The 23,278-nt window shown below is 43.4% G+C and carries 26 protein-coding genes, 1 tRNA gene and 3 pseudogenes; 17 read left to right on the plus strand and 13 right to left on the minus strand.

The window, feature by feature from the left end; translation table 11 throughout:
• Positions 1-2: 2 nt before the first annotated feature.
• Entirely contained in the window at positions 3-1,592 is a 1,590-nt protein-coding gene (locus tag BZ167_RS12835) for a SulP family inorganic anion transporter (RefSeq protein WP_077392213.1), read from the plus strand.
• A 44-nt stretch (positions 1,593-1,636) separates the two neighbouring features.
• On the opposite strand, the gene BZ167_RS12840 is transcribed toward BZ167_RS12835, so the two are convergent.
• Positions 1,637-1,957 (minus strand): MazG nucleotide pyrophosphohydrolase domain-containing protein, encoded by a 321-nt coding sequence (locus BZ167_RS12840; protein WP_003151506.1) that lies wholly within the window; start codon positions 1,955-1,957, stop codon positions 1,637-1,639.
• Positions 1,958-2,072: 115 nt separating this feature from the next.
• Here BZ167_RS12840 and BZ167_RS12845 point away from each other — a divergent pair, with 115 nt between their 5' ends.
• On the plus strand, positions 2,073-2,648 hold the full coding sequence (locus BZ167_RS12845) for an LOG family protein (RefSeq protein WP_015387658.1): 576 nt from the start codon (positions 2,073-2,075) through the stop codon (positions 2,646-2,648).
• A gap of 242 nt (positions 2,649-2,890) precedes the next feature.
• Here BZ167_RS12845 and BZ167_RS12850 read toward each other — a convergent pair whose 3' ends face one another.
• Both BZ167_RS12850 and BZ167_RS12855 read right to left on the minus strand, forming a co-directional pair.
• Positions 2,891-4,267, minus strand: a complete 1,377-nt coding sequence (locus tag BZ167_RS12850; protein WP_015240656.1) for an MFS transporter — start codon at positions 4,265-4,267, stop codon at positions 2,891-2,893.
• A 43-nt stretch (positions 4,268-4,310) separates the two neighbouring features.
• Complete coding sequence (locus BZ167_RS12855) at positions 4,311-5,441, minus strand: 2-methylaconitate cis-trans isomerase PrpF family protein (protein WP_077392098.1); 1,131 nt, start codon at positions 5,439-5,441, stop codon at positions 4,311-4,313.
• 173 nt (positions 5,442-5,614) lie between these two features.
• Between BZ167_RS12855 and BZ167_RS12860 the strand changes: the two genes are divergently transcribed.
• Positions 5,615-6,475: a LysR family transcriptional regulator gene (locus BZ167_RS12860; protein WP_061860902.1), complete on the plus strand. Its 861-nt coding sequence runs from the start codon at positions 5,615-5,617 to the stop codon at positions 6,473-6,475.
• 43 nt (positions 6,476-6,518) lie between these two features.
• On the opposite strand, the gene clpP is transcribed toward BZ167_RS12860, so the two are convergent.
• Positions 6,519-7,115, minus strand: a complete 597-nt coding sequence (clpP, locus tag BZ167_RS12865) for an ATP-dependent Clp endopeptidase proteolytic subunit ClpP (protein WP_003151513.1) — start codon at positions 7,113-7,115, stop codon at positions 6,519-6,521.
• Between the two features lie 247 nt (positions 7,116-7,362).
• Positions 7,363-8,337, minus strand: coding sequence for a LacI family DNA-binding transcriptional regulator (locus BZ167_RS12870; protein ID WP_061860901.1), 975 nt, complete (start codon positions 8,335-8,337; stop codon positions 7,363-7,365).
• A gap of 390 nt (positions 8,338-8,727) precedes the next feature.
• Here BZ167_RS12870 and BZ167_RS12875 point away from each other — a divergent pair, with 390 nt between their 5' ends.
• The 3 genes from BZ167_RS12875 to BZ167_RS12885 all read left to right on the plus strand — a co-directional run bounded on the left by BZ167_RS12875 (position 8,728) and on the right by BZ167_RS12885 (position 11,736).
• Entirely contained in the window at positions 8,728-9,960 is a 1,233-nt protein-coding gene (locus BZ167_RS12875) for an MFS transporter (RefSeq protein ID WP_061860900.1), read from the plus strand.
• 14 nt (positions 9,961-9,974) lie between these two features.
• Positions 9,975-11,444: a glycoside hydrolase family 32 protein gene (locus BZ167_RS12880; RefSeq protein ID WP_061860899.1), complete on the plus strand. Its 1,470-nt coding sequence runs from the start codon at positions 9,975-9,977 to the stop codon at positions 11,442-11,444.
• A gap of 216 nt (positions 11,445-11,660) precedes the next feature.
• A tRNA-Arg gene (locus BZ167_RS12885) sits at positions 11,661-11,736 on the plus strand.
• A gap of 59 nt (positions 11,737-11,795) precedes the next feature.
• On the opposite strand, the gene BZ167_RS12890 is transcribed toward BZ167_RS12885, so the two are convergent.
• Complete coding sequence (locus tag BZ167_RS12890) at positions 11,796-12,107, minus strand: hypothetical protein (protein ID WP_015418282.1); 312 nt, start codon at positions 12,105-12,107, stop codon at positions 11,796-11,798.
• A gap of 16 nt (positions 12,108-12,123) precedes the next feature.
• A complete protein-coding gene (locus BZ167_RS12895; RefSeq protein ID WP_061860898.1) occupies positions 12,124-13,551 on the minus strand; it encodes a lipase in 1,428 nt (475 codons plus the stop codon).
• A 51-nt stretch (positions 13,552-13,602) separates the two neighbouring features.
• Here BZ167_RS12895 and BZ167_RS12900 point away from each other — a divergent pair, with 51 nt between their 5' ends.
• Complete coding sequence (locus BZ167_RS12900; RefSeq protein ID WP_014305887.1) at positions 13,603-13,917, plus strand: DUF1433 domain-containing protein; 315 nt, start codon at positions 13,603-13,605, stop codon at positions 13,915-13,917.
• Between the two features lie 187 nt (positions 13,918-14,104).
• On the opposite strand, the pseudogene BZ167_RS20345 reads toward BZ167_RS12900, so the two are convergent.
• Positions 14,105-14,215: pseudogene (locus BZ167_RS20345) on the minus strand (sporulation transcription factor Spo0A); the annotation flags it as partial.
• Positions 14,216-14,281: 66 nt separating this feature from the next.
• Between BZ167_RS20345 and BZ167_RS12905 the strand changes: the two are divergent.
• Positions 14,282-14,626 carry a DUF1433 domain-containing protein gene (locus BZ167_RS12905; RefSeq protein WP_039253733.1) on the plus strand — a complete coding sequence of 115 codons (345 nt, stop codon included), beginning with the start codon at positions 14,282-14,284 and terminating at the stop codon, positions 14,624-14,626.
• A 95-nt stretch (positions 14,627-14,721) separates the two neighbouring features.
• Here BZ167_RS12905 and BZ167_RS20535 read toward each other — a convergent pair whose 3' ends face one another.
• The gene (locus tag BZ167_RS20535) at positions 14,722-14,847 is read right to left on the minus strand and encodes a hypothetical protein (protein WP_015387666.1); all 126 of its coding nucleotides are present in this window, start codon (positions 14,845-14,847) and stop codon (positions 14,722-14,724) included.
• A 240-nt stretch (positions 14,848-15,087) separates the two neighbouring features.
• Here BZ167_RS20535 and BZ167_RS12915 point away from each other — a divergent pair, with 240 nt between their 5' ends.
• Entirely contained in the window at positions 15,088-15,375 is a 288-nt protein-coding gene (locus BZ167_RS12915; protein WP_025285326.1) for a DUF1433 domain-containing protein, read from the plus strand.
• 238 nt (positions 15,376-15,613) lie between these two features.
• On the opposite strand, the pseudogene BZ167_RS12920 reads toward BZ167_RS12915, so the two are convergent.
• Positions 15,614-15,970, minus strand: a pseudogene (locus tag BZ167_RS12920) (lipase); the annotation flags it as partial.
• A 56-nt stretch (positions 15,971-16,026) separates the two neighbouring features.
• Here BZ167_RS12920 and BZ167_RS12925 point away from each other — a divergent pair.
• The 4 genes and pseudogenes from BZ167_RS12925 (at position 16,027) to BZ167_RS12940 (ending at position 17,683) form a co-directional block, all read left to right on the plus strand.
• Complete coding sequence (locus BZ167_RS12925) at positions 16,027-16,341, plus strand: DUF1433 domain-containing protein (RefSeq protein ID WP_033575182.1); 315 nt, start codon at positions 16,027-16,029, stop codon at positions 16,339-16,341.
• Between the two features lie 134 nt (positions 16,342-16,475).
• Positions 16,476-16,760 carry a DUF1433 domain-containing protein gene (locus BZ167_RS12930; protein ID WP_060674028.1) on the plus strand — a complete coding sequence of 95 codons (285 nt, stop codon included), beginning with the start codon at positions 16,476-16,478 and terminating at the stop codon, positions 16,758-16,760.
• A gap of 251 nt (positions 16,761-17,011) precedes the next feature.
• Positions 17,012-17,173: pseudogene (locus BZ167_RS12935) on the plus strand (DUF3237 family protein); the annotation flags it as partial.
• Positions 17,174-17,194: 21 nt separating this feature from the next.
• Positions 17,195-17,683, plus strand: a complete 489-nt coding sequence (locus tag BZ167_RS12940) for a phenolic acid decarboxylase (RefSeq protein ID WP_014305882.1) — start codon at positions 17,195-17,197, stop codon at positions 17,681-17,683.
• Between the two features lie 41 nt (positions 17,684-17,724).
• On the opposite strand, the gene BZ167_RS12945 is transcribed toward BZ167_RS12940, so the two are convergent.
• Complete coding sequence (locus BZ167_RS12945; protein WP_015418277.1) at positions 17,725-18,243, minus strand: spermidine/spermine N(1)-acetyltransferase; 519 nt, start codon at positions 18,241-18,243, stop codon at positions 17,725-17,727.
• 133 nt (positions 18,244-18,376) lie between these two features.
• Between BZ167_RS12945 and BZ167_RS12950 the strand changes: the two genes are divergently transcribed.
• Together BZ167_RS12950 and BZ167_RS12955 are read left to right on the plus strand one after the other, a co-directional pair.
• Positions 18,377-19,006 carry a YczE/YyaS/YitT family protein gene (locus BZ167_RS12950; protein WP_077392099.1) on the plus strand — a complete coding sequence of 210 codons (630 nt, stop codon included), beginning with the start codon at positions 18,377-18,379 and terminating at the stop codon, positions 19,004-19,006.
• 79 nt (positions 19,007-19,085) lie between these two features.
• Positions 19,086-19,616, plus strand: coding sequence for a dihydrofolate reductase family protein (locus BZ167_RS12955; protein ID WP_077392100.1), 531 nt, complete (start codon positions 19,086-19,088; stop codon positions 19,614-19,616).
• Between the two features lie 38 nt (positions 19,617-19,654).
• Here the strand turns inward: BZ167_RS12955 and BZ167_RS12960 are convergent, their stop codons facing one another.
• The gene (locus BZ167_RS12960; protein WP_077392101.1) at positions 19,655-21,103 is read right to left on the minus strand and encodes a carboxylesterase/lipase family protein; all 1,449 of its coding nucleotides are present in this window, start codon (positions 21,101-21,103) and stop codon (positions 19,655-19,657) included.
• Positions 21,104-21,183: 80 nt separating this feature from the next.
• The gene (slrR, locus tag BZ167_RS12965) at positions 21,184-21,639 is read right to left on the minus strand and encodes an HTH-type transcriptional regulator SlrR (protein WP_003151541.1); all 456 of its coding nucleotides are present in this window, start codon (positions 21,637-21,639) and stop codon (positions 21,184-21,186) included.
• A gap of 244 nt (positions 21,640-21,883) precedes the next feature.
• On the opposite strand from slrR, the gene BZ167_RS12970 reads away from it, so the two are divergent.
• Both BZ167_RS12970 and BZ167_RS12975 read left to right on the plus strand, forming a co-directional pair.
• On the plus strand, positions 21,884-22,591 hold the full coding sequence (locus tag BZ167_RS12970; protein ID WP_033575178.1) for a YveK family protein: 708 nt from the start codon (positions 21,884-21,886) through the stop codon (positions 22,589-22,591).
• 5 nt (positions 22,592-22,596) lie between these two features.
• Positions 22,597-23,277 carry a protein tyrosine kinase EpsB gene (locus BZ167_RS12975; protein WP_007407393.1) on the plus strand — a complete coding sequence of 227 codons (681 nt, stop codon included), beginning with the start codon at positions 22,597-22,599 and terminating at the stop codon, positions 23,275-23,277.
• Position 23,278 lies beyond the last annotated feature (1 nt).

Raw genomic sequence — 23,278 nt, forward strand, 5'->3', positions numbered from 1 at the left:
CGATGCAATTTACCGGCAGATATCAGGGATACAATTTGCAGAAATTTCAGAAAGACCTAATCGCGGGAATTGTGGTGGGAATTGTAGCGATTCCACTGGGAATGGCCTTTGCCATCGCCTCGGGGGTCGGTCCGGAATACGGGCTTTACACCGTTATTGTGGCCGGAATTCTGATTTCGCTGTTGGGCGGCTCTAAATATCAGATCGGCGGGCCTACGGGGGCGTTTGTTCCCATTTTATTTGCCATTGTGATGCAGTATGGTTTTGAGAATTTACTTGTAGCCGGTTTTATGGCAGGCGTCATGCTCGTCCTGTTTGGCGTATTTAAGCTCGGAAAGATTATGAAATTCGTGCCGAAGCCGGTGATCGTCGGATTTACGGCCGGAATCGCGGTGCTGATTTTCTCGGAGCAGATTGCCCATTTTCTCGGTCTGCGCGATATCCAAAAGCATGAAAGCTTTATCCTCAACATTGCGGAAATCGGCAAGAAGATCGGAACCTTTAATTTGTACAGCATCCTCATCGCGGGAATTGCTTTGGCCATTTTGCTGTTATCAGCCAGGCTGATGCCGAAGATTCCGGGCGCGCTTGTGGCGCTGCTTGTCTCTACAGCCGCGGCGGTCGTGTTTTTTCCTGACAAAATGGCGACAATCGGTTCTGCTTACGGGGAAATCCCGCGGCAGCTTCCGGCTTTCCAGCTTCCTGATTTCTCAATCGATAACATGATCATGATGTTTCCGTCGGCTCTGATCATTGCGCTTCTCGGCGGACTTGAGTCCATATTATCGGCGATGGTCGCGGACAATATGAAAGGATCACGGCATGACAGCAATAGGGAGCTTGTCGGGCAGGGCATCGCCAATATGGCAGCGCCGCTTTTCGGCGGTATACCGGCAACGGGAGCGATTGCGCGGACCGCAACAAATATTAAAAACGGCGCAGTTTCTCCGATTTCCGGTGTTGTCCACGGAGTCACCGTCCTCCTCGTCCTGCTCGTCTTCGCCCCGCTTGCCGTTCACGTACCGCTGGCAAGCATGGCGCCGGTATTGATGGTTGTGGCTTGGAACATGAGTGAGCGGAGGGAAGTCGCCAATATGATGCGGCTGAAAAACACTGATTCATTCGTACTGGCGGCAACCTTTTTGCTGACGGTTCTGTTTGATTTAATCATCGGCGTTTCTGCCGGTCTCGTGCTCGCTTTTGTTTTCTTTATCAGAAAAATGAGCGAATCAACACGTATCAAAACACCGCATGCCGCTGTCAAATCGGTTAAAAATGATTCGTCCGTCAGCACATATTCCATTGAAGGGCCGCTGTTTTTCGGTTCAATTGATTCATTGGAAACATCGCTGCTGGAGAGGGTTCAGGAAAAGCCGAAGACGCTTATTCTGCTGATGAATAATGTACATTACATGGATACCTCCGCAGAAGCGGTGCTGGGGAATGTGATGAACCGGATCAAACGGCATAACGGGAGATTGATGATCGTCGGATTGCAATCACAGCCGAAAGAGCTGATCCGGAAGACGGGGCTGTTTCATAAAATCGGAAAGCAGCATTTCTTTGAGCATCAGGACGAGATAACGGGATAAATTCAGACACGGCCTGTCCATGAAAAAGCGGACAGGCCGTGTTTTTATTCGGTTTCAAAGCGCTTGATCAGTTTTTCCTGATGGGCTTTCATCGCATCTTCTAACGTGATGCCGTACTTATCAGCAAGGATGGCCAGATTTCCGAGGACGTCACCCATTTCTTCAATCAGCTCCTGCCTGCGCTCAGCCTGGGTCGCGTCCTTTTCATCCGGCCGGTCTCTGCCGATTTCATATGCTCTTACCGCTCGGGCGAGCTCACCCGCCTCTTCCATTAAAAAACCGATTCTGATAAATGGCCCGTACGCCGTCCATCCTCGTTTTTCATAAAAATCTTTCGTCCATTGTTCTGCTTCAGCCATCTGCATGTGAAACACTCCTTATGTCCTGTATGATTCTTATTGATATTATCATATAGAGATGGGACAATATATAGTGTGTTTTGATTTATTGATGTACATATATAGATGCGGAGATGAAAAAATGAAAACCATTTGTGTATTTGCGGGGTCAAATCCGGGGGTAAATGAAGAGTACAAACGCAAAGCGGCCGAACTGGGTGAATATATGGCGGAGCAGGGAATCGGCCTTGTTTACGGCGGTTCACGGGTCGGTCTGATGGGAACCGTCGCCGATGCGTTAATGGCAGGCGGCGGAAAAGCTGTCGGCGTCATGCCGAGCGGGCTGTTCAGCGGAGAGATTGTTCATCAGAATCTTACGGAACTGATTGAAGTCAGCGGCATGCATGAGCGGAAAGCGAAAATGAGTGAACTTGCCGATGGGTACATTGCCATGCCCGGCGGCTTCGGAACATATGAAGAGTTGTTTGAAGTGCTATGCTGGGCGCAAATCGGCATTCATCAAAAACCGATCGGACTGTACAATGTGAACGGGTATTTTGAGCCGATGATGAAGATGGTCAAGTACAGCATTCAGGAAGGATTTTCGAATGAGTCTCATTTGAAGCTGATCCACAGTTCCTCCCGGCCGGATGAGCTGATTGAGCAGATGAATCGGTATACATACCCGATTTTAGATAAGAAATGGCGTGAATTGTAAGGCAGCGGTCTGAAATATGTTTCGGCGGCTGCATCTGATCCATTCTGATGGAAAATTCTCCGCCTATAGAATACCTTTTCTTTCTGGAAATCGTTTTCTCTTTCTCATGCGTATCACACCTTTCTTCATGATAAGACATATGTATGAGAATAAGATGAGAAAGAGAATGCTGTTGGGGTTGAAAGAAGAACATCCATTTCCTCAGAGGAGATGGATGTTTTGCGGTTTGCGACTGTATGCGTTTACAACTTTTGTTGCACGAATGTTTCCTCCGATATGAAATCATCCTGCTGCATCTTTTGTTTTTTTGAACTGATTCCAAATATACCGACTGTCAGTGCACAAAGAAACCAGCAGCCTGTAAAAAACAAGAATACACTTAAAAATCCGTAGCCTGAATACAGGAAACTGACGACAAAGGGACCGGCTACATTCGCAAGACGTCCTACGCCGTAAGTGAGACCATTTCCAGAGGCCCTGGCTTCAACCGGATATAATTCCGGCGTATAGGCATATGCGATCGAACTGAAAGTACGCTCAAACATATGCATGAGAAATCCGCATATGACAATGACCATCGGCAAAGGATTGATGCCGTAAAAGAATCCAAGCGCCATAATAATTAACGATAAAACAGAAATGGCCCACTTTCGATCCACACGGTCAGAGATTTGCGACGCAATGAGAGCGCCCAGCGGGGCACCGATCGTTCCCAGAGTGACGTATACGATAGACTCATCCATTGATACGCCTTCTTTTACCAAAAGGGTGGGAACCCATGTGCCAAAGCCTTGAATTGCAATCGTGGAAGCTGCCCACATCGTCATTAAAACAAAAGTTCTTCCTGCCAAAGGCTTTTGAAATAACGTCCGATATGGAACGGATTTTACAGCGGTTTGTCTGCTTCGTAGAGCCGGAGCTGGTTCAGGCAGTTCACCCTTTTCTTTTTCTGCTTTTGCCTCCAGTTCAAGCAGAATGCGGTGTGCTTGTTCGCTTTTTCCTTTCGTGTCCAGCCATTTCGGTGATTCTTCCAGTTTTCTGGCGATCAGCGGAAAAAAAATACCGACCGCGCCGAATAGAAAGATAAACCGCCAGCCGTAAGAGGCGGACGGCACGACCAATTTAGCCACCCAGCCGGCTGCAGGAATTCCGCATATGCCGATTGTAATACAGATTGCCTGGTACTTACCCTTAGTTGCGGATGGGAAAAATTCGCTGATATACGTACTTGCCACAATCGTTGTGGCGCCGATACCTAAACTCGTAAGAAATCTAAAAACACCGAGTATTTCTGGGTTCCAAGCCAGAGAAGAGAGGAGGGAGAAGAAAGAGAAAAAAGTGACAACCAGAATTAAACCTTTTTTCCTTCCGAAACGGTCTGAAAACCATCCTCCTGCAGAGGCGCCGATAAACATTCCGAAATAGGAGACAGACGTAATAAAAGCGATGGTATGAGTCGAAATGTTCCATTCCTTTAAAAGTGAAGGCGCCGCATATGAAAACGTATTTAAATCGATAAAATCAAAAAAGTAAGCGAATGAAAGGATAACGAGCACTGCTTGATGGGCCCTTGAAAAAGGCAGTCTGTTTAATCGATTAGACGCATTTACATTGATCATCTCGTATTCCTCCGTTTATCTTTGACTTGTCTGAAGACTGGTATTAACCAATGCGATTCAGCGTATTCAGGTTGTAACTTTGCTTTGTAAACACATAGCCTTCAGAGATTTTTCTTGCTGTGCGTACTACTTTAATCGTTGTTCCATCCGGATCAGCATCTGCCTCGGTTTCTAAAATGCCGCTTGGATGTCCCAATCGAATCGTTCTGCCGTAGAATGAAAATTCAGATAATATTGTATCCTGCAATAGCATACCGGCAGTCGTACAAACCGCCCCTGTAATGGCTAAAGCTTGATGCGGTTTTTGCATGGACATCATACGAATGACAAGATCCATCTCTTCTGCGTGTCTCTTTATCCCTTTTGTATCAATATAATCCGCTGGAGACGAGATTAAAGTCAGTTTTGGTACGGCCGGTGATTTTGCAGCAGCCTCATGTCTTGAAGCGAATCTGCATTTCTCGGCTGCAATTGATCGGATCATTTCGAGCTTTTCCAATATATCCGGAGTATATTCGTCCGGAAGCTCTAAGCCGGTAAGCCCCGCGTCCTCTGCTTTTACAAAGACAAGCGGATTGGCGTAATCAATAATCGAGACCGAGATATTTCCATACGGTGTATCGAGAACATCAATAGGCTGACCGGTCGGAAACAGTTTTCCGGTCACCGCTCCTTCAGCCTGGTGAAATGAAAGATAAATAGGAGAAGCTGTACCTGGAACCCCGGGGATAGAGCAGTCCCCCTGGTAATGAAATGTTCCATTTCTGACTTCAACTTCTGCTACGATCACTTTTTGAGTGTTTGTATTTAACATTCTGACTTTTGTAACCGGCTCTTCAGCTTGAACGAGCCCTTTCTCAATAGCATAAGGGCCTACGGCAGAAGAGATATTTCCGCAATTGCCTTTGAAGTCCGTAAAATGGTCAGTCAAACTGACCTGAGCAAACGTATACTCAACATCTGCATCCTTTCTGGCGGATTTCTTAATAATGGCTGCCTTGCTTGTGAGAGAATGGCCGCCGCCGAGACCGTCAATTTGTCTCTCGTCAGGGCTCCCCATAATGTCTAAAAGAAAATCGCTCCATAGGTTTGTATCGTCTGGCATGTCTTTTTGATGAATAAAAACGCCTTTGCTGGTGCCGCCTCTCATGACGGTTACAGGAACTTTTTCCATGCTGTCTCATCCTTACATCATTTTGTGTGGATAAAAAGGTACCGGTCCCTTTGGAAAATATCGTATGATAAATAAGGATTATAAGTAAAACATATAATTTTTATAAAGTTGAATAAAAAACTTTTATAATAGGAGGAAATTTTATAGCAGAAAAATATTTTGGGGGATTTCATATGGATGAAAAGGATTGGATTGTGCTCATTACATTATTCGAAGAAAAAAATATGACGAAGGCGGCAGAGCGATTATATATGACACAGCCGGCGTTAAGTTATCGGCTCAAAAACCTGGAAGCACAATTCGGAGTGCGCCTTTTTTATAAAAGAAAAAAAGGGATGGAGTTCACTTCAGAAGGTGAACATCTGGTTGATTATTCGAAAGAGATGCTGCAGGAATTCAGAAGAGTGAAGGATGATATGCTCAATATGAGCCATGAAGTCAGCGGGGTTCTCAGATTAGGAGTCTCAAGCAATTTTGCTCAGTATAAGCTCCCGGCGATTCTAAAACGGTTTTCTGATCAGTATCCATCTGTTCAATTCCACGTCAATACGGGATGGAGTGCGAAGGTGATGGATCTGCTTCATCATTCGGGGGTACACCTTGGGATTATGAGGGGAGATTATGATTGGCAAGGGAAAAAACAACTGCTAAATGAAGAGAGACTGTACCTTATTTCAAAAACTGAAATCAACAGTGAGGACCTTCCCAAATTGCCGATGATTTATTATCAAACTGATGCTTCTTTGAAAAGTTTGATTCAAAAATGGTGGAATAACCAATTTACTGAACCGCCTTTCATTGCGATGGAGGTAGACAGGCAGGAAACCTGTAAAGAGATGGTGAAAAACGGTCTCGGTTATTCTGTTGTGCCGGAAATCTGTCTTCAGCCTTCTGATGAATTATACACATTGGCGCTATCCTATAAAAATAACGAGCCTGTGATACGCGATACTTGGCTTATGTATGATTCTTCAGCGTTAGAATTATCTGTCGTCAAAGCATTCATTACTTTTTTGAATGGGAATAAAGCATAAAAAAACCTGCAAGAGACATCAGCTCTTGCAGGTTTTTTGGGCATTACTTCTGGTCTTCTGTATTGCGTGTCAGCACTTTATCGATTAAGCCGTATTCTAAGGCTTCATCAGCTGATTTGAAGTTGTCGCGGTCTGTATCGCGCTCAATGACTTCAAGCGGCTGGCCGGTACGTTCAGCAAGCACTTTGTTTAATTTGTCGCGAAGCAAAAGAATGCGTTTTGCCGCGATTTCAATTTCTGTCGCCTGTCCTTGCGCTCCGCCAAGCGGCTGGTGAATCATAACTTCACTGTTAGGAAGCGCGTAACGTTTGCCTTTTTCTCCGGCTGCAAGTAAAAATGCTCCCATAGAAGCGGCCATACCGATGCAGATCGTGGATACTTTCGGTTTAATGAACTGCATTGTATCATAGATTGCCATGCCGGCAGTGATTGATCCGCCAGGGCTGTTAATGTAAATAGAAATATCTTTTTCAGGGTCTTCCGCTTCAAGGAATAAAAGCTGTGACACGATGGAGTTCGCAACGTTGTCATCAATCGCAGATCCAAGCATGATAATACGGTCCTTCAAAAGACGGGAGTAAATGTCATAAGCTCTTTCTCCGCGGTTCGTTTGTTCAATGACTGTAGGTATTAAATTCATAATGCTCCTCCTTCACCTTTTAGGTAAGTATGTATTTACATGATACATTTTTGGTCAATAAAGGTCAAACAAAACGCTGACCAAAATGCCAACCTTTTCTTCTAACACCATTTTTCCCATAAAACAAAAAGTTCAAACAGCAAAGTGGAAATGAGGATGATCAATGCCGGAGCCTTGAGAAAATGATATGGCCGGAGCGCTCAAAATAGACCGCAATCGCGTCGCTACGTACGGCTGAACGGTCTGACTACGTTGTCCGCCCTTCCAAAAGCCGTACCGGCAAATACGTTTCCATCGGCAAATCATCAAATTCGCCTTCAATTTCTTTTGCTAAAATCTCGATGGCTGTTTTGGAAATCAATTCAATCGGCTGCTGGATGGTTGCCAAGTCCGGCAGAATCGATTGAACGGTTTCAGTGCCGTCATAACCGATCACTTTTAATTGATTCGGGATGTCTATTCCCCGTTTTTTGGCCTCGGTCATCACTGCAGCCGCCATGATATCATCGCTGGCAAAAATTCCGTCGGTGTCAGGCTGTTCATCGAATAATGTTGAAATAATGTCATGGTAATGCTGATAAAAGGGTACTTCATATGTAATAGGCTTCCGTCCGTGTTCATGCATGACGTCTTCGTATGCTTTTCTTCTGAGGTTTGCCGGTGTTTCGAGTTCAATCGGGCCGTTGATATGGACGATGTGCCGGCACTCTTTTTCAATCAGCAGTTCTGCCGCCTTTTTTCCGCCGTCATAGTTGTCTGAGCCGACGACGGGAATCGTGTCCGATAAGTAATGATCAATGGCGACAATCGGCAGATTTTGCTTGTGATAATTGAGAATTCCCCGGTTGTAAGTCACGGCGATCACGCCGTCCACTTGGTTTCTTATCAGCATCTCCAAATATTTTTCTTCCTTATCCTTTCGATGTAAACTGTTGCAAAGCAGCAGTTTGTAGCCCATGGACGTACAAATGCTTTCAATATGAAAGGCGAGTTCGCCGAAAAACGGATTGCTGGAGTTTGGGATGATAAGCCCTATTAAATTGGTTCGTTTTCGGAATAAAGAGCGGGCCAGATCGTTTGGAAAGTAATTGATTTCTTCCATCGCCTTGTACACTTTTTCTTTTGTTTTTTCGCTGATATAGCCGCGGTTATTTAATACCCGCGAAACGGTTGTAGATGAAACTCCCGCTATTTTCGCAACATCATGAATGTTAGGCTTCATTCCCGTGCCCTCCTGCTTACTGAAATGGCTTACAATTTCCGTCACGCACTTATTTTAGAGAATCAGGCTGACATGTGCAAGGACATTCCATGTTTCTGTTTTCATATAAAGAGGGTGCGTTTTGTTTGATTAAAATAATCAGAAAATTGTATGTCAACCGATTGACATATGGAACCGGTTGACATACAATTCTTTTTGAAAGCGCTTTATTTACGAAGTGAAGGGAAGTGGCGGGTATGGAGAGATGGCTGGCGGCAATAAAGTGAAAGAATTAAGCAGCGATAGAAAGTAAGCGCTTACTCAGGGCTCGCATGTATGTGATGAAAATGAAGAAGGAAGTATGCGGCTCTAAAACGGCTATTAAAAGGTCCTATTAAAGGAGCGGTGCAAATGAAAAGCTCAAAAAGTCTGTATTGGAAACTGAGTGCTTATTTCTTTTTTTTCTTTTTTACTTGGTCTTCCAGCTATTCTTTATTTGCGATTTGGTTAGGGCAGGAAATCAATTTAAACGGATCAGCGACAGGCATTATCTTTTCTGTAAACGCCGTATTTGCCCTATGCATGCAGCCTCTTTACGGTTTTATCTCTGACAAATTGGGGCTGAAGAAAAAGATATTGTTTATGATCAGCTGTCTTCTCATATTTACGGGTCCGTTTTATATCTTCGTCTATGGGCCGCTTTTACAATACAACGTCTTTCTTGGCGCCGTTGTCGGAGGCTTATATTTGGGAGCCGCTTTTTTGGCGGGGATAGGCGCGATTGAAACGTACATTGAAAAGGTCAGCCGTAAGTATGATTTCGAGTATGGAAAATCAAGAATGTGGGGCTCGCTGGGCTGGGCGGCGGCTGCATTTTTTGCAGGGCAGCTTTTCAATATCAATCCCAATATCAACTTCTGGATCGCGTCTGTTTCAGCCGTCATATTAACGGCCATTATCATGTCTGTGAAAATAGAAATGACCGATCATGAGAAAAACAGAGCGGATTCGGTCCGGTTAAAAGACGTGGGGCGGCTCTTTTTACTAAGAGATTTCTGGTTTTTTATGCTGTACATTATCGGGGTGACTTGCATTTACGGCGTATATGATCAGCAGTTCCCGATCTACTATGCGTCTTTGTTTCCTTCAGTGTCGATAGGCAACCAAGTATTCGGCTATCTTAATTCATTCCAGGTATTTTTAGAGGCCGGCATGATGTTTCTTGCGCCTTTTATCGTCAATAAGTTCGGGGCGAAAAACAGTTTGATTTTAGCGGGGTTTTTAATGGCTTTCCGCATCGTCGGGTCCGGAATTGCAGTTGAGCCTGTAGGCATTTCATCAATGAAACTCATCCACGCACTGGAATTGCCGATTATGCTGATCGCCGTTTTTAAATATTTGGCTGCCAATTTTGATACGCGTCTGTCGTCCGTCCTTTATCTCGTCGGTTTTCAATTCGCATCTCAGGCAGGCGCGTCGATTCTGTCGCCGCTTGCGGGAGGATTATATGACAGTGCGGGGTTCCGTCAAACCTATCTCATCATGGGAATCGTCGTCTTCGGTTTTACCGTCATCTCCTTATTTACTTTATTGGGCCCGAAACAAAACAGCAGGCGTGTCCAGCGTCTGCAAAAAATCGGATAGAGAGGATGTTACAAATGGATAGAATTCAGCAGGCGGAAGAAGCTTTGAAGGAAGCCGAGGGTAAAGTGAAACAAAGATATCGATTGGGGTACCATATTATGCCCCGGGCGAATTGGATCAATGATCCGAACGGGCTTATTCAGTTTAAAGGAGAATACCACGTCTTTTTTCAGCATCATCCGTATGATGAGCATTGGGGGCCGATGCATTGGGGACATGTAAAAAGTAAAGATCTCATTCATTGGGAGCACCTGCCGGTTGCCTTAGCTCCAGGCGATGCATTCGACCAAAGCGGCTGTTTTTCGGGAAGCGCGGTCGATGATCATGGAAGATTAGCCCTCATCTATACAGGACATAATATAATTGATCAAGAGAAAGACCTATTCTATCAAACTCAAAATATCGCTGTCAGCCAAGATGGAATCGTGTTTGAAAAGCTTCAGGAAAACCCTGTTATTGCGGAACCGCCGGAAGACAGCGCCCGTCATTTCCGCGATCCGAAAGTATGGAAGCATCGCGATGTTTGGTATATGGTCATCGGCAACTCTTCAAAAGAAAACGTCGGACGGGTCGTTTTATACCGTTCACCTGATTTGCGTGATTGGGAATACGCGGGTGTTCTCGCCCAAAGTGACGGTAATCTCGGCTATATGTGGGAATGTCCTGATTTCTTTGAATTAGGCGGCAAGCATGTCCTGCTGATTTCGCCTCAGGGGATCGAGGCGGACGGTGATTCCTATCAAAATTTACATCAAACCGGCTATTTAATCGGTGACTATCATGATGGAACAAACAAATTTACACACGGCGCTTTTAAAGAACTGGATCACGGCCATGACTTTTACGCCGTGCAAACATTATTAGATGATAAAGGACGCAGAATTGCTATCGGCTGGATGGATATGTGGGAATCTGAGATGCCGACAAAAGCGGACGGATGGTGCGGTGCACTGACTTTGCCGCGAGAACTGACTTTGCGTGATGATCAAAAACTTTTGATGAATCCCGTGGAAGAAACCAAGCAGCTGCGGAAAATGGAATATCGGGAATGTGCCGGACGATCGCTTTCAGGGAGTTACTTGGCAAAGACGTCCGAAGACCTGCTTGAAGTCCGAGCCGTGTTTGATGTAAACGATTCCGATGCCGAAACGGCAGGCTTTAAGATTCGCGGCCTTGACGAAGAAGAACTTGTGCTGACATACAATCTAACGGATAAAAAGCTGACACTTGATTGCACCAAGATGGGGAAAGCGAAAGACGGTGTGAGAAGGGTGCAGACGGATACAAACGGCAAGCTGGCGCTGCGTATCTTTATTGACAGATCCTCGATTGAAGTATTCGCAAATCATGGAGAAACAACGATGACAAGCCGTATCTATCCGAATGAAGGCAGATTGGGGATTGAGCTGTTTTCTGAGAAAGGCGCCGTAAAGGTTGAGGAATTCACCTATTGGACGTTAAAAGATATTTGGAAAAAAAGCTAAAACGGGTGATTACTGCTTTTTCTGCAGTGATTGAAAATGAACCGAGCCGGGAGGCAGTACGCCTGAAATGGGTTTTTTGTGAAAATCAATGCCGGTAAACGATGCAGGATTATGCTGCATGAGGACGCTGCATAATCCTGTTGTGCATTATCAAAAAAGAGTTGCTTTCTGCGCGTTTCTTTATTATAATATAAAGGTATCTGATTGAAAAAACGTGCGCTCGTAGCTCAGTTGGATAGAGCGGTGGTTTCCGGTACCACGTCTGTCGGGGGTTCGAATCCCTCCGAGCGCGTCTCAGTTAAGAGGATAGGAAAAACCTCGCAGATGATAAATCTGCGAGGTTTTTTTATTTTATCTTGTTTTGAAACTGTTAACAAATGTGTCTCTGTTATGTTCGGTGCCGGCAATCAGCCGCGCACTTTCACTGATCCGCTGTGCGAGAGCTTTTTGCGCCTTGCCTTCAAAGCTGTTCAATAGGGCTGAATACACTTCATATAATTCATCTTTCAATGTGTCCATTTCGAATGTCGGCTTCAGCGTTTGGCGCACTGTTTCCAGTTTTGTTCCCGTTGCCTGCGTCATGACGGTTTTCAGCATTTGCCGCTGCAGCCTTTTCTTCATCGGGTCGTCCTTGTGTTCTAAAAGTTCGTCTAATGTCGGCATTATGTATACACCTCTATCATCTTAACCAGTTTGCGAGCATCTGGTCTTTTTCCTGAAATTCGTCTGCTATTTTATGTAAGAATCCGCCGATCTCTTCAAGATCCGTGATCGCCGCCTGCAAAGAATCAATAAACGCCTGCTCAGCCTGAGTGTCGTAAAAAATCGGGCCTTTATCGTAGGATTGCGCAATATCTTCAATGCTATTGGTCACGTCCTGTGCTTGAAGCTGATCAAACAAGCCGTGTCCGACTTGGCCGTAAAATTCCGTTTTTAGCTCGGCGATTTTTTCATCGTGCTCCTGATAGGCGTTCTGCGCTTCTTTTTTCATCGTCCGTAAATCCTCAGTCATGGCCTGCACCTTTTCAGCCAGCTTCTTTGCGTTTTTTGGTGTTACTTTTATTGTATCTGCGCTTCCGATCGCACCGGCCGGCAGAAGAGCGTCGAGGTTTTTGTCAAAGACTAATTCATCTCCGTTCGGATTTGTGATGCTTCCGTTTCGGTCAAATATGAAATTCGCTTCATTTAAGCCGTGTGTATCCGGATTTCTCAGAATGACGGTAGTGAAGAAATAAGCGAGATTTTTTCCGATCTGCTCGCTCAATTTCCCATCAAGCCGCTGGTTTCGGCTGAACTGTGAGAGCGAGGGGTTTTTCGTATAAATTGTTGTCCCGTTGTGGCGGTCATATTCGTTCCAATAACCCGCCCCGACCATGTCGTCCGGATTGATAATTGACCGGATGTATGGATCGTATATGCCGCTGTTGATTTCTTTCTGTGTTTCTTCATCGTGCAGTTTTACGACGGAAGGGCTGTTAAACGCGACGGCATACACATCATTATTCACTGCGCTGTATTCGGCCTCAGCGCCGCCGAGTGAATGGCCGGTTGTTGAAATAATCGTTGACGTTCCGGCATACTTTTTCTTTACGCTGCGTACCAGCTGATCGGCTTGATCGATTTGCGAAGTTTTCGTCATCAGCTTATACTTTCCGGTTGTGAGCATGGCGTCTTGAGAGGGCGTTCCGTGATAGGCTCCGAGCGTTTTCGAGGTATCCTTTGCGTCTTTTTTTACAATATAATGTACTTCTTTTTTCGGATCATTTCCGAAAACAATATTGCCGCCGTCCGCTTTTACGCCGTCATTGATCGGGTCTTTTCCGATATCGGTTCCCGCAAAGGCGACGACCACGTTTTCGGGGTTTTTTGATTTTATCCATTTTCCGTTTTTGGACTTGATGCCTTTTGAGAATACAAAGGCATCAAGTCCCGTATCAGAATCCTGCTTCACTTTCTCAACGTACCAATATGACGTCTTACTTATTTTATAAGGAGTTTTATATTTCATATGCAGGGCTAACATTTTATAATTGTAAGCTGCTTGACTCAAACGGTAATATTCTTTATCTGTGACATCAGAGACGGTTATTTCTTTTCCTTTTGGCATATATACATCACCTTTCTTATATTGTAAAATAGTTCCGAAAGGATGATACGCATGAGAAAATACATTATTATCCTAATTGTTATAATTATAGCAGTGGGAGGTTTTTTCGTGAAGCATCAATATGATAAACATAAAAACGAAGAAAAACTTGTGATTGAGGCGCAAGATCATATGAGGAATTACTTAAAAAAAGACTATAAAAATGTACAGGAAGTTCACTTTTCAAAAGACTACAATATCGATCCGACAGGCGGAGTTGAAGTTTCAGGCTACATAAATAATAATAAAGAAAAAGAATTTTCCGGTATATATGATCCAACGAACAAGGAGATAGGTATTTCAGTGGTCAATGCCGAAGAAAGGTAAAATACCCACCTCAGGATGAGTGGGTATTTATTTTGTTTAATTATCTTACAAAATTCGTGATATGTTTCTCATACAGTTCAAACCTATTCCTGAGATCAATCGCCTCTACCGTCTCATTTGTCGAGGTATCCCCGATATTAACGGTAAACGCGTACAAATATCATGACAACTCAACGACAGGAAAACGTCAGATCAGCATTTTACTCGCTTTAAGTTCCAATCTTAACTTGTCAGCAACAATCGCGATGAATTCTGAATTGGTTAGCTTTGCTTTTGACATGCTGAAAGTATATTCATATCAAGTTTTCGCTCATTTCGTTTACTTAAGAACGACAGTTATTTATAGGAAAGGATTGATTTCCAAATGAAAAAGAAACAGTACATAATTATCCTTATTTTAATAATTATAGCAGTTGGGGGACTTTTTATGAAGCATCAGTATGATCAAAAGGAAAAAGAGATTGCGTTATTCGAAGAAGCCCAGAATCATATGGAAAAGTTTTTAACAACGAACTATAAAAATGTGGATAATATCCATTTTTCTGAGGATTACCATATTAATCCAATGGGTGGTATTAGTATTAAGGGTTATACGAATGGAAAAAAAGAGTTTGAAGGTCTATATGATCCAGGCAATAAAGAAATATTGTCGTATACGGTTGATGCCGAACCCAAAGAAGAATGTAAAGATAAGCTTTGTACAAGATAAATTAGCCAGCTCAATCGAGCTGGACTAATTTTGTTTTATTGCTCTTACTCTATCTCCTCGACATAAAACAAATCTTCCATAGGTACATTTAATCCTCAGTTAATAATGAATAGTGTTGTGATATCATATCTTGTATTTGTTTTAAATCTGCTTATCGCAGCCTCAGTAGAACCAACTAAATCAGCCAATTCCTTCTGGATTTGAATTCCTTTCTCCTTCATCACTTCATTTAACCTAGATCTAACTATAAGCTTTTGTAGAAATTCGCACACTTTTAGGATAGTCTAACTAACGCTTATATAAAAGTATTCTCGATCACTGATACTTGATACATTGATATTTTTTAGACATGTACAACACTCTGAGGTTGATGTAAATTTAATCTAAGAAAGGATGAGTCTGTGAAGAAATACATGGTTGTCCTGATATTTGTAATAACTATAGCGTCAGGAAGTATCTACATGAAGTACCACCATGATAAAAAAGAAGCAGAGCAAGAACTTTTTAACCAAGCGAAAAATAAAATGGAAAGCTATATAAAAGCTAATTACAAAAATATAAAGCAAATTACATACATTAACGATTATAAAATAAATCCTATGGGTGGTATTTCCGTGAAGGGGTACTTGAATGGTAATAAGGAAAAAGAATTTTTTGGACTTTATGACAAAACGAATGATGAAATAGGAGTTTCGTCAGTCGATGCAGAAGAGAAACCCGAATGTCAGGAAAAAGAATGTGAATACTAAAAAAGACGCTGGATTTGCTGGCGAAAATACAGTTTAGTGATTTTTGAATAATGTAATTCCAAACGAATTTGCCGGTTTATATGATCCTCCAGATGACAAAATAGGGAGCTCCTCTGTGGATACGGAAGAAAAATCTTAAGACGCCTAACTGGCGTCATTTTAAATTATTGGCTGGCCCCAAAAACTCTAACGGATAAATCCCTTTCCTTAAAGAGTAGCCATTCTTGTTTTTCTCCTTGTAATACACTTCTGTTTTCGGATCATTTCCGAAAACAATATTCCCGCAGTCAAAGATCGGGTCTTTTGCGATATCGGTTCCCGCAAAGGTGACGACCACGTTTTCGGGATTTTTTGATTTTATCCATTTTCCGTTTTTCTTTTCAGCTTGTGACAGAACAACCGCATCAAGTCCGGTATCGTTGTCCGATTTTATTTGATCGACGTACCAGTAAGTAGGTTTTGAAATGGAAGAATTAATACGTATATAATCGTTCTTCTCCAATTTCCTTTTAAGATAGTCATAGTTATAAGCACCTTGACTCATCCTGTAATATGTTTCATCTGTCAGGTTTGAAGTCCTGATTTTCTTGCTCAAGATATATAGCGCCTTTCTTGTCATGTAAAATAGGGTAGGGAAAGGAATGATTTTTTTTGAAAAAATACTTTATTATTGTACTGGTGTTAATTATAACTGTTGTAGGGTTGATTATGAAGCATCAATATGATGTGAAAAAGGAAGAAAAGGCTCTTTTTGAAAAAGCCAAAAGTAAAATGACCGAATACTTGCGTAGCGAGTACAAGGGTATAGAGAAAATTTCTTATGATGATTATTTTATTGATCCAACCGGCGGAATTACAGTTGAGGGGTATCTAAACGGTGATAAAACTAAAGAATTTGACGGCTTATATGATCCTGTAGGTGACAAAATAGGGAGCTCCTCTTTGGATGCGGAAGAAAAATCTTAAGACGCCTAAATACACCTGTCACCGACCATTTTTTCCAGTCCGCGAGCTTCATCATCACTCATGGAACGGATGATTCTGTGAAAAAATACATTATTATCTTCATGGTTATCTTGATAGCAGCCGGAGGTTTTATAATGAAGAGTATGAATGATAAAAATGTTCAGGCTGAAGAGATAAAGATTGCTCAAGAACGAATGGAGAAATTCATCAAAGCGAATTATGAAGGCATACATAACGTTACATTTAAAGGTAAATACGAAATAGATCCAATGGGCGGGATAGAGGTATTTGGCTATTACAACGGTGATACATCGAATAAATTCGATGGTATTTATGATAAGGCAAATGACAAGATCATGGGGCACTCAATAGACGCTGTAAGAAAGAATGAATGCAGAGATAAAGATTGTGATTACTAAGAAGACGCTCGTCTGCGTTTTTATAGATGAGCTTAACGAAAAAGACAAGGGTTTCGGCATGTGCCGCCCTTGTCTTTTTTGTTGAACACCTCTTTTTCCGGGTAAACTTTATCAGAGGCAGCTCATTATTTGACAGTCCATTTTAACAGCATTACAATTGAATGTGTAAATAGTTACATGTTTAAGTGAACATAATACCTCGGGAGGTGATACGTCTTGAATGAACCTTCTTTAAAAAAGTCATCAATGATTCAGTGAACCGCATCATTGATCCCGAGTATGTTTACTTCCGCACTGTGCCTGTATTTGAAACAAGCAGCGAGGCATATCAGCATCTGCAGGACCGGCTGTTTATCGGGGCTGCGATCAGATGGCCGGATGACATTCGGTTAGATATTTATGAAGTTCAATAATAAGATGGAGAGTGAGTCAACATGGAAAACTTTATCGGAAGCCATATGATTTACACGTATGAAAACGGCTGGGAGTATGAAATCTATATTAAAAATGATCATACGATCGACTATCGGATTCATAGCGGAATGGTAGGCGGCCGCTGGGTGCGCGACCAGGAAGTGAATATCGTCAAGCTGACAGAAGGCGTATACAAAGTGTCATGGACTGAACCGACAGGCACAGATGTTTCCTTAAACTTTATGCCGAATGAAAAACGGATGCACGGAATTATTTTCTTCCCGAAATGGGTGCATGAGCATCCGGAAATCACGGTGTGCTACCAAAATGATTACATTGACGTGATGAAAGAGTCACGTGAGAAATATGAAACGTACCCGAAATATGTCGTTCCCGAGTTTGCGGATATTACGTATCTCAACAATGCGGGAATCAATAACGAAACATTGATTTCAGAAGCGCCGTACGAAGGAATGACCGATGATATCCGTGCGGGAAAATTAAAATAAGAGAAAAAACCCGGCAGCTTGGCCGGGTTTTTTGTATCCTTTTACGACAGGGTTTTGGTCATGATAAAGTCGACTTGTTTATCATCCCCCATATAAAAAGAGTGTTCTCCGGTTTGGACAAACCCCATTTTTTGATAAAAGGCGATTGCATTTTCGTTTTTTTCCCATACGCCCAGCCAGATGTTCTTTTTATTGTGTGCTGTTGCGATTTTCACAGCTTCATTCAGCAGATATTTGCCAAGCCCGTGTTTCTGATGGCTTTTTCTTATATAAATTCTCTCAATCTCAAGAGAATCTTCCCCCATTTTTTCTGACTGTGCTTCGTTCATGTTGACTTTTACATACCCCGCAAGGTCATCATGATAATAAATAAAATAAAATTGAGAAGACGGATTGGATAATTCCTTTTTCAGCTGTTCAGAGCGGAATGCATTTTCCAAATAAGCTTTCATATTTTCTGTTGAATTTTGATCCTTAAATGTATCATTGAATGTTTCAATGCTTATCTCCCGGAGCTCTGTTATATCGTTAAGGCTGCACTTTTTTAATTGAATACTCATGGTCATACAGCTCCTTTCTTCATTTATCATATCAGCTGTTTTTTTGTTGTATTTGCAATGAAAATACCGTATAGTAAACATACCGTATTTTTGTTGTATTTGCAACATAAAATAAGAAAATGAGGACGATAAAGTGAAATATGTTTTTTATGTTTTAGGAATCATGATCTTGACCTTTGGTATTTCTGTCACGATTCAATCAGATCTTGGAACGTCTCCTTTTGATTCGCTTATTGTGGGATTATCCGTCCATGCAGGGCTTACCGTGGGAAGCTGGGAAATCATCATCGCTTTCCTGTTAATTTGCTGTAATTCAATGTTAAAAAGACAAAGACCGGAATTTACAGGGATGATTACGGCGTTTATAACGGGAATCGGGATTGATATGTGGCTTTTTTTCCTGCACCGAATCATAACGCCTGAACCATGGTACGGAAAGGCGGGCTGTTTTGCAATCGGTTTAGTTGTGATAGGGATAGGAACCGCAACCTACCTGCACACAAATTTCGCACCGATCCCGGTTGATCGGTTAACGCTAATTGTCCGTGATTTAACCGGGAGAAGCATCTTTTTTTCAAGAACGGTCATTTACTTCATATTTTTCATACTGGCCGTGATGCTAAGAGGTCCGGTAGGCATCGGAACGTTATTAACCGTTTGTTTAGGCGGGATCATCCTTCATTTCTTTATGCCGATTACCGGAAGATGGATAGACGGCATATTAACAGCATCTCCAAAGCAGGAAAAAACGAAAACCAGGTAACGGCGGTTTTTACCCGATTCTATCATTTTTCATTTCACCCGCATGTTTAAGGTATAATAAAAAAGGGGGAGGGATTTTTATGAGCGGTCAAAGAAAGCTCGTTTTTTACGGAGCTGTCAGCGCAGATGGCTATCTTGCGCGGGAAAATCATTCTTTAGATTGGTTAATCGGAACTGAAGGTGAAGACGGCACCGATTATGAAGCTTTCTATGAATCTATCGATACGATCATCATGGGCAGAAAAACATACGAGGAAATATTGGTTTTATTGCCTGAGGAATTTCCGTACAAAGGTAAAGAATGCTATGTGTTTTCGCGGACATTGACCGGGGGCACTGAACATGTGCGGTTTATTCATGAAGAGCCTGCCGATTTTATAAAAGCATTGAAACGCCAAGAAGGCAAGCGGATTTGGATTGTCGGCGGGAGTGATCTGCTGCACCCGGTTTTGGAGGAAAAACTTGTCGATGAGTTTATCATTCAGATCGCACCCGTTCTGCTCGGCCGCGGAATTTCTTTGTTCAAACCCGGAGACCGGGAGACAGGTCTGAAGCTGACTGATGTCAGGCGCTATAAGCAATTTGCGGAGTTGCATTATGAAGTAAGATGAAAACGAAACGCCAAGGGAGCCGGCTCCCTTGGCGTTTTTTATGCTTGAAACAGGATGCGGCGTTTTGCTGAATCGGGATCACTTTCGACAGCGGTATCCGTGTTGAAAAGCAAAGTTTCGCGTGAATCGGTATCATATTCAGGCCAATTGAAGTGAGAGGTGTTCGGGTTTCCGGTTTTTGCAAAAGCGAGCCATGAGGATTGGATTTGTTTGGAAAGCTGTTCTGCGTCATCACCGAGCGGTTCTTGCAGCGTCTTTCTCAAAGAATCAAAGTTTCCGAACACAAACGGCAATTCCAGAGCGTGAACGGCTTTATGAAACGGCGGTGTTTCGCCATGCCAATCAAAGCGGTACATCCAGACCGGTGCGTGCTGCGACTGTCCTTGTGCGAAAGCGACAGCCGGCCGCCAGAAAATCAGATCCGTCATCATATCGATTTGTCCCTTTAATGAATGCGGATATAAATCTGCCGCTTGCTCAGTGCAGTTCTCTCCAAGATGATAATGCAAATAATCTTGCTGCTTTTTCTCGGAATGAATGTCTGTATCAGGGGTGAAAAACAAATATGCTTCATCGCGATTGGTTCCGATGATCATAGGTATGCCTTCTGCGGCTCCGTCTGCTATGGCTTTCACCGGTTCCGCAGGCAATGTGGCCGGATCGATGGCGGGCTGAAACAAAAGCTGAAAAATGTTTTGATCTAGTGAGCGCCGCACTTTATCCGCAGTCTTAAGCAGGTCATTAACGGAAAGCTCCTGCAATTGATCAGTGCCGGCTTCATGAATAAATGCCGCCGCGATGTCTTTTGCCATGTCCGCCGGGATCGTATGAGAGGCGCCGCTTTCTAAAATGGCTTTATGAAACAGGCCTTTTGCGTCAGGCATTGCCATAAGGGAGGCGATGCTCATGCCGCCTGCCGATTCACCAAATATCGTGACGTTATCCGGGTCTCCTCCGAATTCGGAGATATTGTCCCTCACCCAGCGCAGCGCGGCGATCTGATCGAGCAGCCCGATATTGGCGGAATACGCGTCATGAATAGAAGACAAATGTAAAAAGCCGAACGGTCCGAGCCTGTAATTGAGTGTCACTACAATGACATCTCCGTCAGCGGCAAGGGCAGATCCGTCGTAAAGCGGTTCGCTTCCGGCACCTAAATAAAATGCCCCGCCGTGTATCCATACCATGACAGGCTTTTTTTCGCCCTCTGAATCGGGGGCGAAAACATTGAGGTAAAGGCAATCTTCAGATTGAGGCGGTACATCTCCGGAAAACGATATAGACAGCATATCATCTGGCTGCGGACAAACCGGTCCGAACGAATCGGCATGTTTTACGCCGTCCCAAGGTGCGGGCGGCTCCGGCGCTTTAAATCTGAGCTCTCCGACGGGCGGCTTCGCGTACGGTATGCCCTTCCATGTGCGGGCACCGCGGCCGGCAGTTCCTTTCAGTGCGCCGGAGCGGGTTTGAACGGTAAGTTTTGTCATGATTTCATCCCCTTTTTTCTTTTCATTATAAACAGAGATGAAGACATGAAGCGAATAAAAGCCTTTTCATCAGCATATCATTAGTAACGCTTCCGTTCTAAAAATGATCTGACTTCCTGAACGGACAAGCCGAGTTCTTTGGCTTCCTGCATCAGCGCTTTCCATTCCTCAATGTTGGATTCAGTCAGTTTTCTGTTGCGGTAGGGTGCGGGCTCCGGGCGTTTTTCAGTCAATTTGTTCGTAAAGGTGAACAGTTCTTCTTTCGGCATGCCCGACTGCACGGCCTGCACAAGGTGGATGCGCCACTCATCTTCCGTGCCTCCCATGTGATGCAGCATCGTTTCGGCATCAAAAAGCTCCGTCAGATCGACCTGCAGGGTGGCGGATACTTTTTTCAGAAATTGGATGGACGGATTTGAGTGAACCCCCCGTTCTATCTTGCTTAAATAAGATTTAGAGACACCTGCTTCAACTGCTAGCTGATTAATAGAGTAGCCTTTTCTTCTGCGGTATAAACGAATTATTCTTCCAATCATTGTGCTGAATTCTCCCCTGTATACTGGCATTTTTTTGTTCATTATAAGAAATTTTTCGTTCTTTATAAAATTTAAAATTATAAGGTAAGTGCAGTAAATAAGAGGAAAATCATGATAATGTTCTCTAAAAAGAACTAAATGGCTTAATTTGAAATTTTCAAATTTCGACCTTTTCTTTTATAATCCAATCATTAACAGAAGGGGGCGTTTAAGCCTGATGCAATAAGGATGAGGCTGTAATTACATGAATGAGAATATGAGTTTTAAAGAATTATTTGACATTATTAAACACAGATTTTTACTGATTTTTATCATGACAGCAGTTGTAACGCTGGTGACGGGATACATCCAATTCCGGGTGATTTCGCCCGTTTATCAGGCATCGACCCAAGTGCTCATTCATGAAACAAGCGGTGAAAAAAATTCGAATCTCAGCGACGTTCAGCTGAATCTTCATTACAACAATACGTTTCAAACGATAATGAAAAGCCCGGTAGTGCTTGAGAAAGTGAAGCAGACGCTGCATCTTTCTGAGACGGCATCCGCTTTAAAAGCAAAGATCACGACAAGCAGCGAAACCGATTCAGAGATCATTACCGTAGCGGTGCAGGACGAGAATCCGAAACAGGCCGCCGCTATAGCGAACACGCTGATGAAGACATTTAAAAAAGAAGTCCGTGACAGGATGAATATAAAAGGCGTCATTGTTTTGTCTGAGGCAAAAGCATCGGAAAGCCCGATGGTCAAGCCTTCGCGCATCAGGAATATCATGATGGCGTTCGGTGCGGCTCTCATGGCGGGTGTGACGCTTGCGTTTTTTCTCCATTTTCTTGATGAAACCGTTAAAAGCGAGCGGCAGCTCAGCGAAAAAACAGACTTGCCTGTTTTAGGGGTTGTGTATGACATCAAAAATCAGCAGACACGGTCTGATGAAAAACATTTCGGGGAGTGAGGCGTTTGGGATTCAGAAAAAAGAAATCAAGAAGGGGACTGGCTCAAATATCCGTTTTACATCACAAATCATTGGTGGCTGAACAATACCGCACCATTCGGACAAATATTGAGTTCTCCTCTGTTCAGACCCATTTGCGCTCTATTCTCGTCACTTCTTCCGTTCCGGGAGAAGGAAAATCATTCAGCGCCGCCAACCTTGCCGCGGTATTTGCGCAGCAGGAAAAAAAGGTGCTGCTCGTCGATGCGGATTTACGAAAACCGACGATACACGAGACCTATCAGCTTGAAAATGTACAAGGCCTTACGAATGTGTTAGTCGGAAACGCTTCCCTCGGCGAAACGGTGCAAAAAACGCTGATTGATAACCTTTACGTCTTAACGAGCGGGCCGACGCCGCCGAATCCGGCTGAGCTTTTATCTTCAAAGGCGATGGGAGAGCTGATTCAGGAGATGTACAGCCGGTACAGTCTGGTTATTTTCGATTCACCTCCGCTTTTGGCTGTGGCGGACGGACAGATTTTAGCGAACCAGACAGATGGAAGCGTTCTCGTCGTCTTGAGCGGAAAAACGAAAATGGATACCGTCCAAAAGGCGAGAGATGCGCTCCAGCAGTCAAAGGCAAAGCTTTTGGGGGCGCTGCTGAATAAAAAGAAAATCAAAAAAACAGAGCACTACTCATATTGAG

The sequence above is a fragment of the Bacillus sp. 275 genome (assembly GCF_001999205.1).
Classification (GTDB): Bacteria; Bacillota; Bacilli; order Bacillales; family Bacillaceae; genus Bacillus; species Bacillus velezensis.

Excerpts from the sequence above, each read along its gene's own strand:
- BZ167_RS12900 (WP_014305887.1), top strand. The coding sequence starts at position 13,603 with ATGAGAAAATACATTATTATCCTAATTGTTATAATTATAGCAGTGGGA.
- BZ167_RS20535 (WP_015387666.1), bottom strand. The coding sequence starts at position 14,847 with ATGAAGGAGAAAGGAATTCAAATCCAGAAGGAATTGGCTGATTTAGTT.
- BZ167_RS12955 (WP_077392100.1), top strand. The coding sequence starts at position 19,086 with ATGAGCGGTCAAAGAAAGCTCGTTTTTTACGGAGCTGTCAGCGCAGAT.
- BZ167_RS12970 (WP_033575178.1), top strand. The coding sequence starts at position 21,884 with ATGAATGAGAATATGAGTTTTAAAGAATTATTTGACATTATTAAACAC.
- clpP (WP_003151513.1), bottom strand. The coding sequence starts at position 7,115 with ATGAATTTAATACCTACAGTCATTGAACAAACGAACCGCGGAGAAAGA.
- slrR (WP_003151541.1), bottom strand. The coding sequence starts at position 21,639 with ATGATTGGAAGAATAATTCGTTTATACCGCAGAAGAAAAGGCTACTCT.
- BZ167_RS12850 (WP_015240656.1), bottom strand. The coding sequence starts at position 4,267 with ATGATCAATGTAAATGCGTCTAATCGATTAAACAGACTGCCTTTTTCA.
- BZ167_RS12855 (WP_077392098.1), bottom strand. The coding sequence starts at position 5,441 with ATGGAAAAAGTTCCTGTAACCGTCATGAGAGGCGGCACCAGCAAAGGC.
- BZ167_RS12875 (WP_061860900.1), top strand. The coding sequence starts at position 8,728 with ATGAAAAGCTCAAAAAGTCTGTATTGGAAACTGAGTGCTTATTTCTTT.
- BZ167_RS12895 (WP_061860898.1), bottom strand. The coding sequence starts at position 13,551 with ATGCCAAAAGGAAAAGAAATAACCGTCTCTGATGTCACAGATAAAGAA.
- BZ167_RS12890 (WP_015418282.1), bottom strand. The coding sequence starts at position 12,107 with ATGCCGACATTAGACGAACTTTTAGAACACAAGGACGACCCGATGAAG.
- BZ167_RS12845 (WP_015387658.1), top strand. The coding sequence starts at position 2,073 with ATGAAAACCATTTGTGTATTTGCGGGGTCAAATCCGGGGGTAAATGAA.
- BZ167_RS12880 (WP_061860899.1), top strand. The coding sequence starts at position 9,975 with ATGGATAGAATTCAGCAGGCGGAAGAAGCTTTGAAGGAAGCCGAGGGT.
- BZ167_RS12930 (WP_060674028.1), top strand. The coding sequence starts at position 16,476 with ATGAAGAGTATGAATGATAAAAATGTTCAGGCTGAAGAGATAAAGATT.
- BZ167_RS12945 (WP_015418277.1), bottom strand. The coding sequence starts at position 18,243 with ATGAGTATTCAATTAAAAAAGTGCAGCCTTAACGATATAACAGAGCTC.
- BZ167_RS12960 (WP_077392101.1), bottom strand. The coding sequence starts at position 21,103 with ATGACAAAACTTACCGTTCAAACCCGCTCCGGCGCACTGAAAGGAACT.
- BZ167_RS12915 (WP_025285326.1), top strand. The coding sequence starts at position 15,088 with ATGAAGTACCACCATGATAAAAAAGAAGCAGAGCAAGAACTTTTTAAC.
- BZ167_RS12840 (WP_003151506.1), bottom strand. The coding sequence starts at position 1,957 with ATGCAGATGGCTGAAGCAGAACAATGGACGAAAGATTTTTATGAAAAA.
- BZ167_RS12835 (WP_077392213.1), top strand. The coding sequence starts at position 3 with ATGCAATTTACCGGCAGATATCAGGGATACAATTTGCAGAAATTTCAG.
- BZ167_RS12870 (WP_061860901.1), bottom strand. The coding sequence starts at position 8,337 with ATGAAGCCTAACATTCATGATGTTGCGAAAATAGCGGGAGTTTCATCT.
- BZ167_RS12860 (WP_061860902.1), top strand. The coding sequence starts at position 5,615 with ATGGATGAAAAGGATTGGATTGTGCTCATTACATTATTCGAAGAAAAA.
- BZ167_RS12940 (WP_014305882.1), top strand. The coding sequence starts at position 17,195 with ATGGAAAACTTTATCGGAAGCCATATGATTTACACGTATGAAAACGGC.
- BZ167_RS12905 (WP_039253733.1), top strand. The coding sequence starts at position 14,282 with ATGAAAAAGAAACAGTACATAATTATCCTTATTTTAATAATTATAGCA.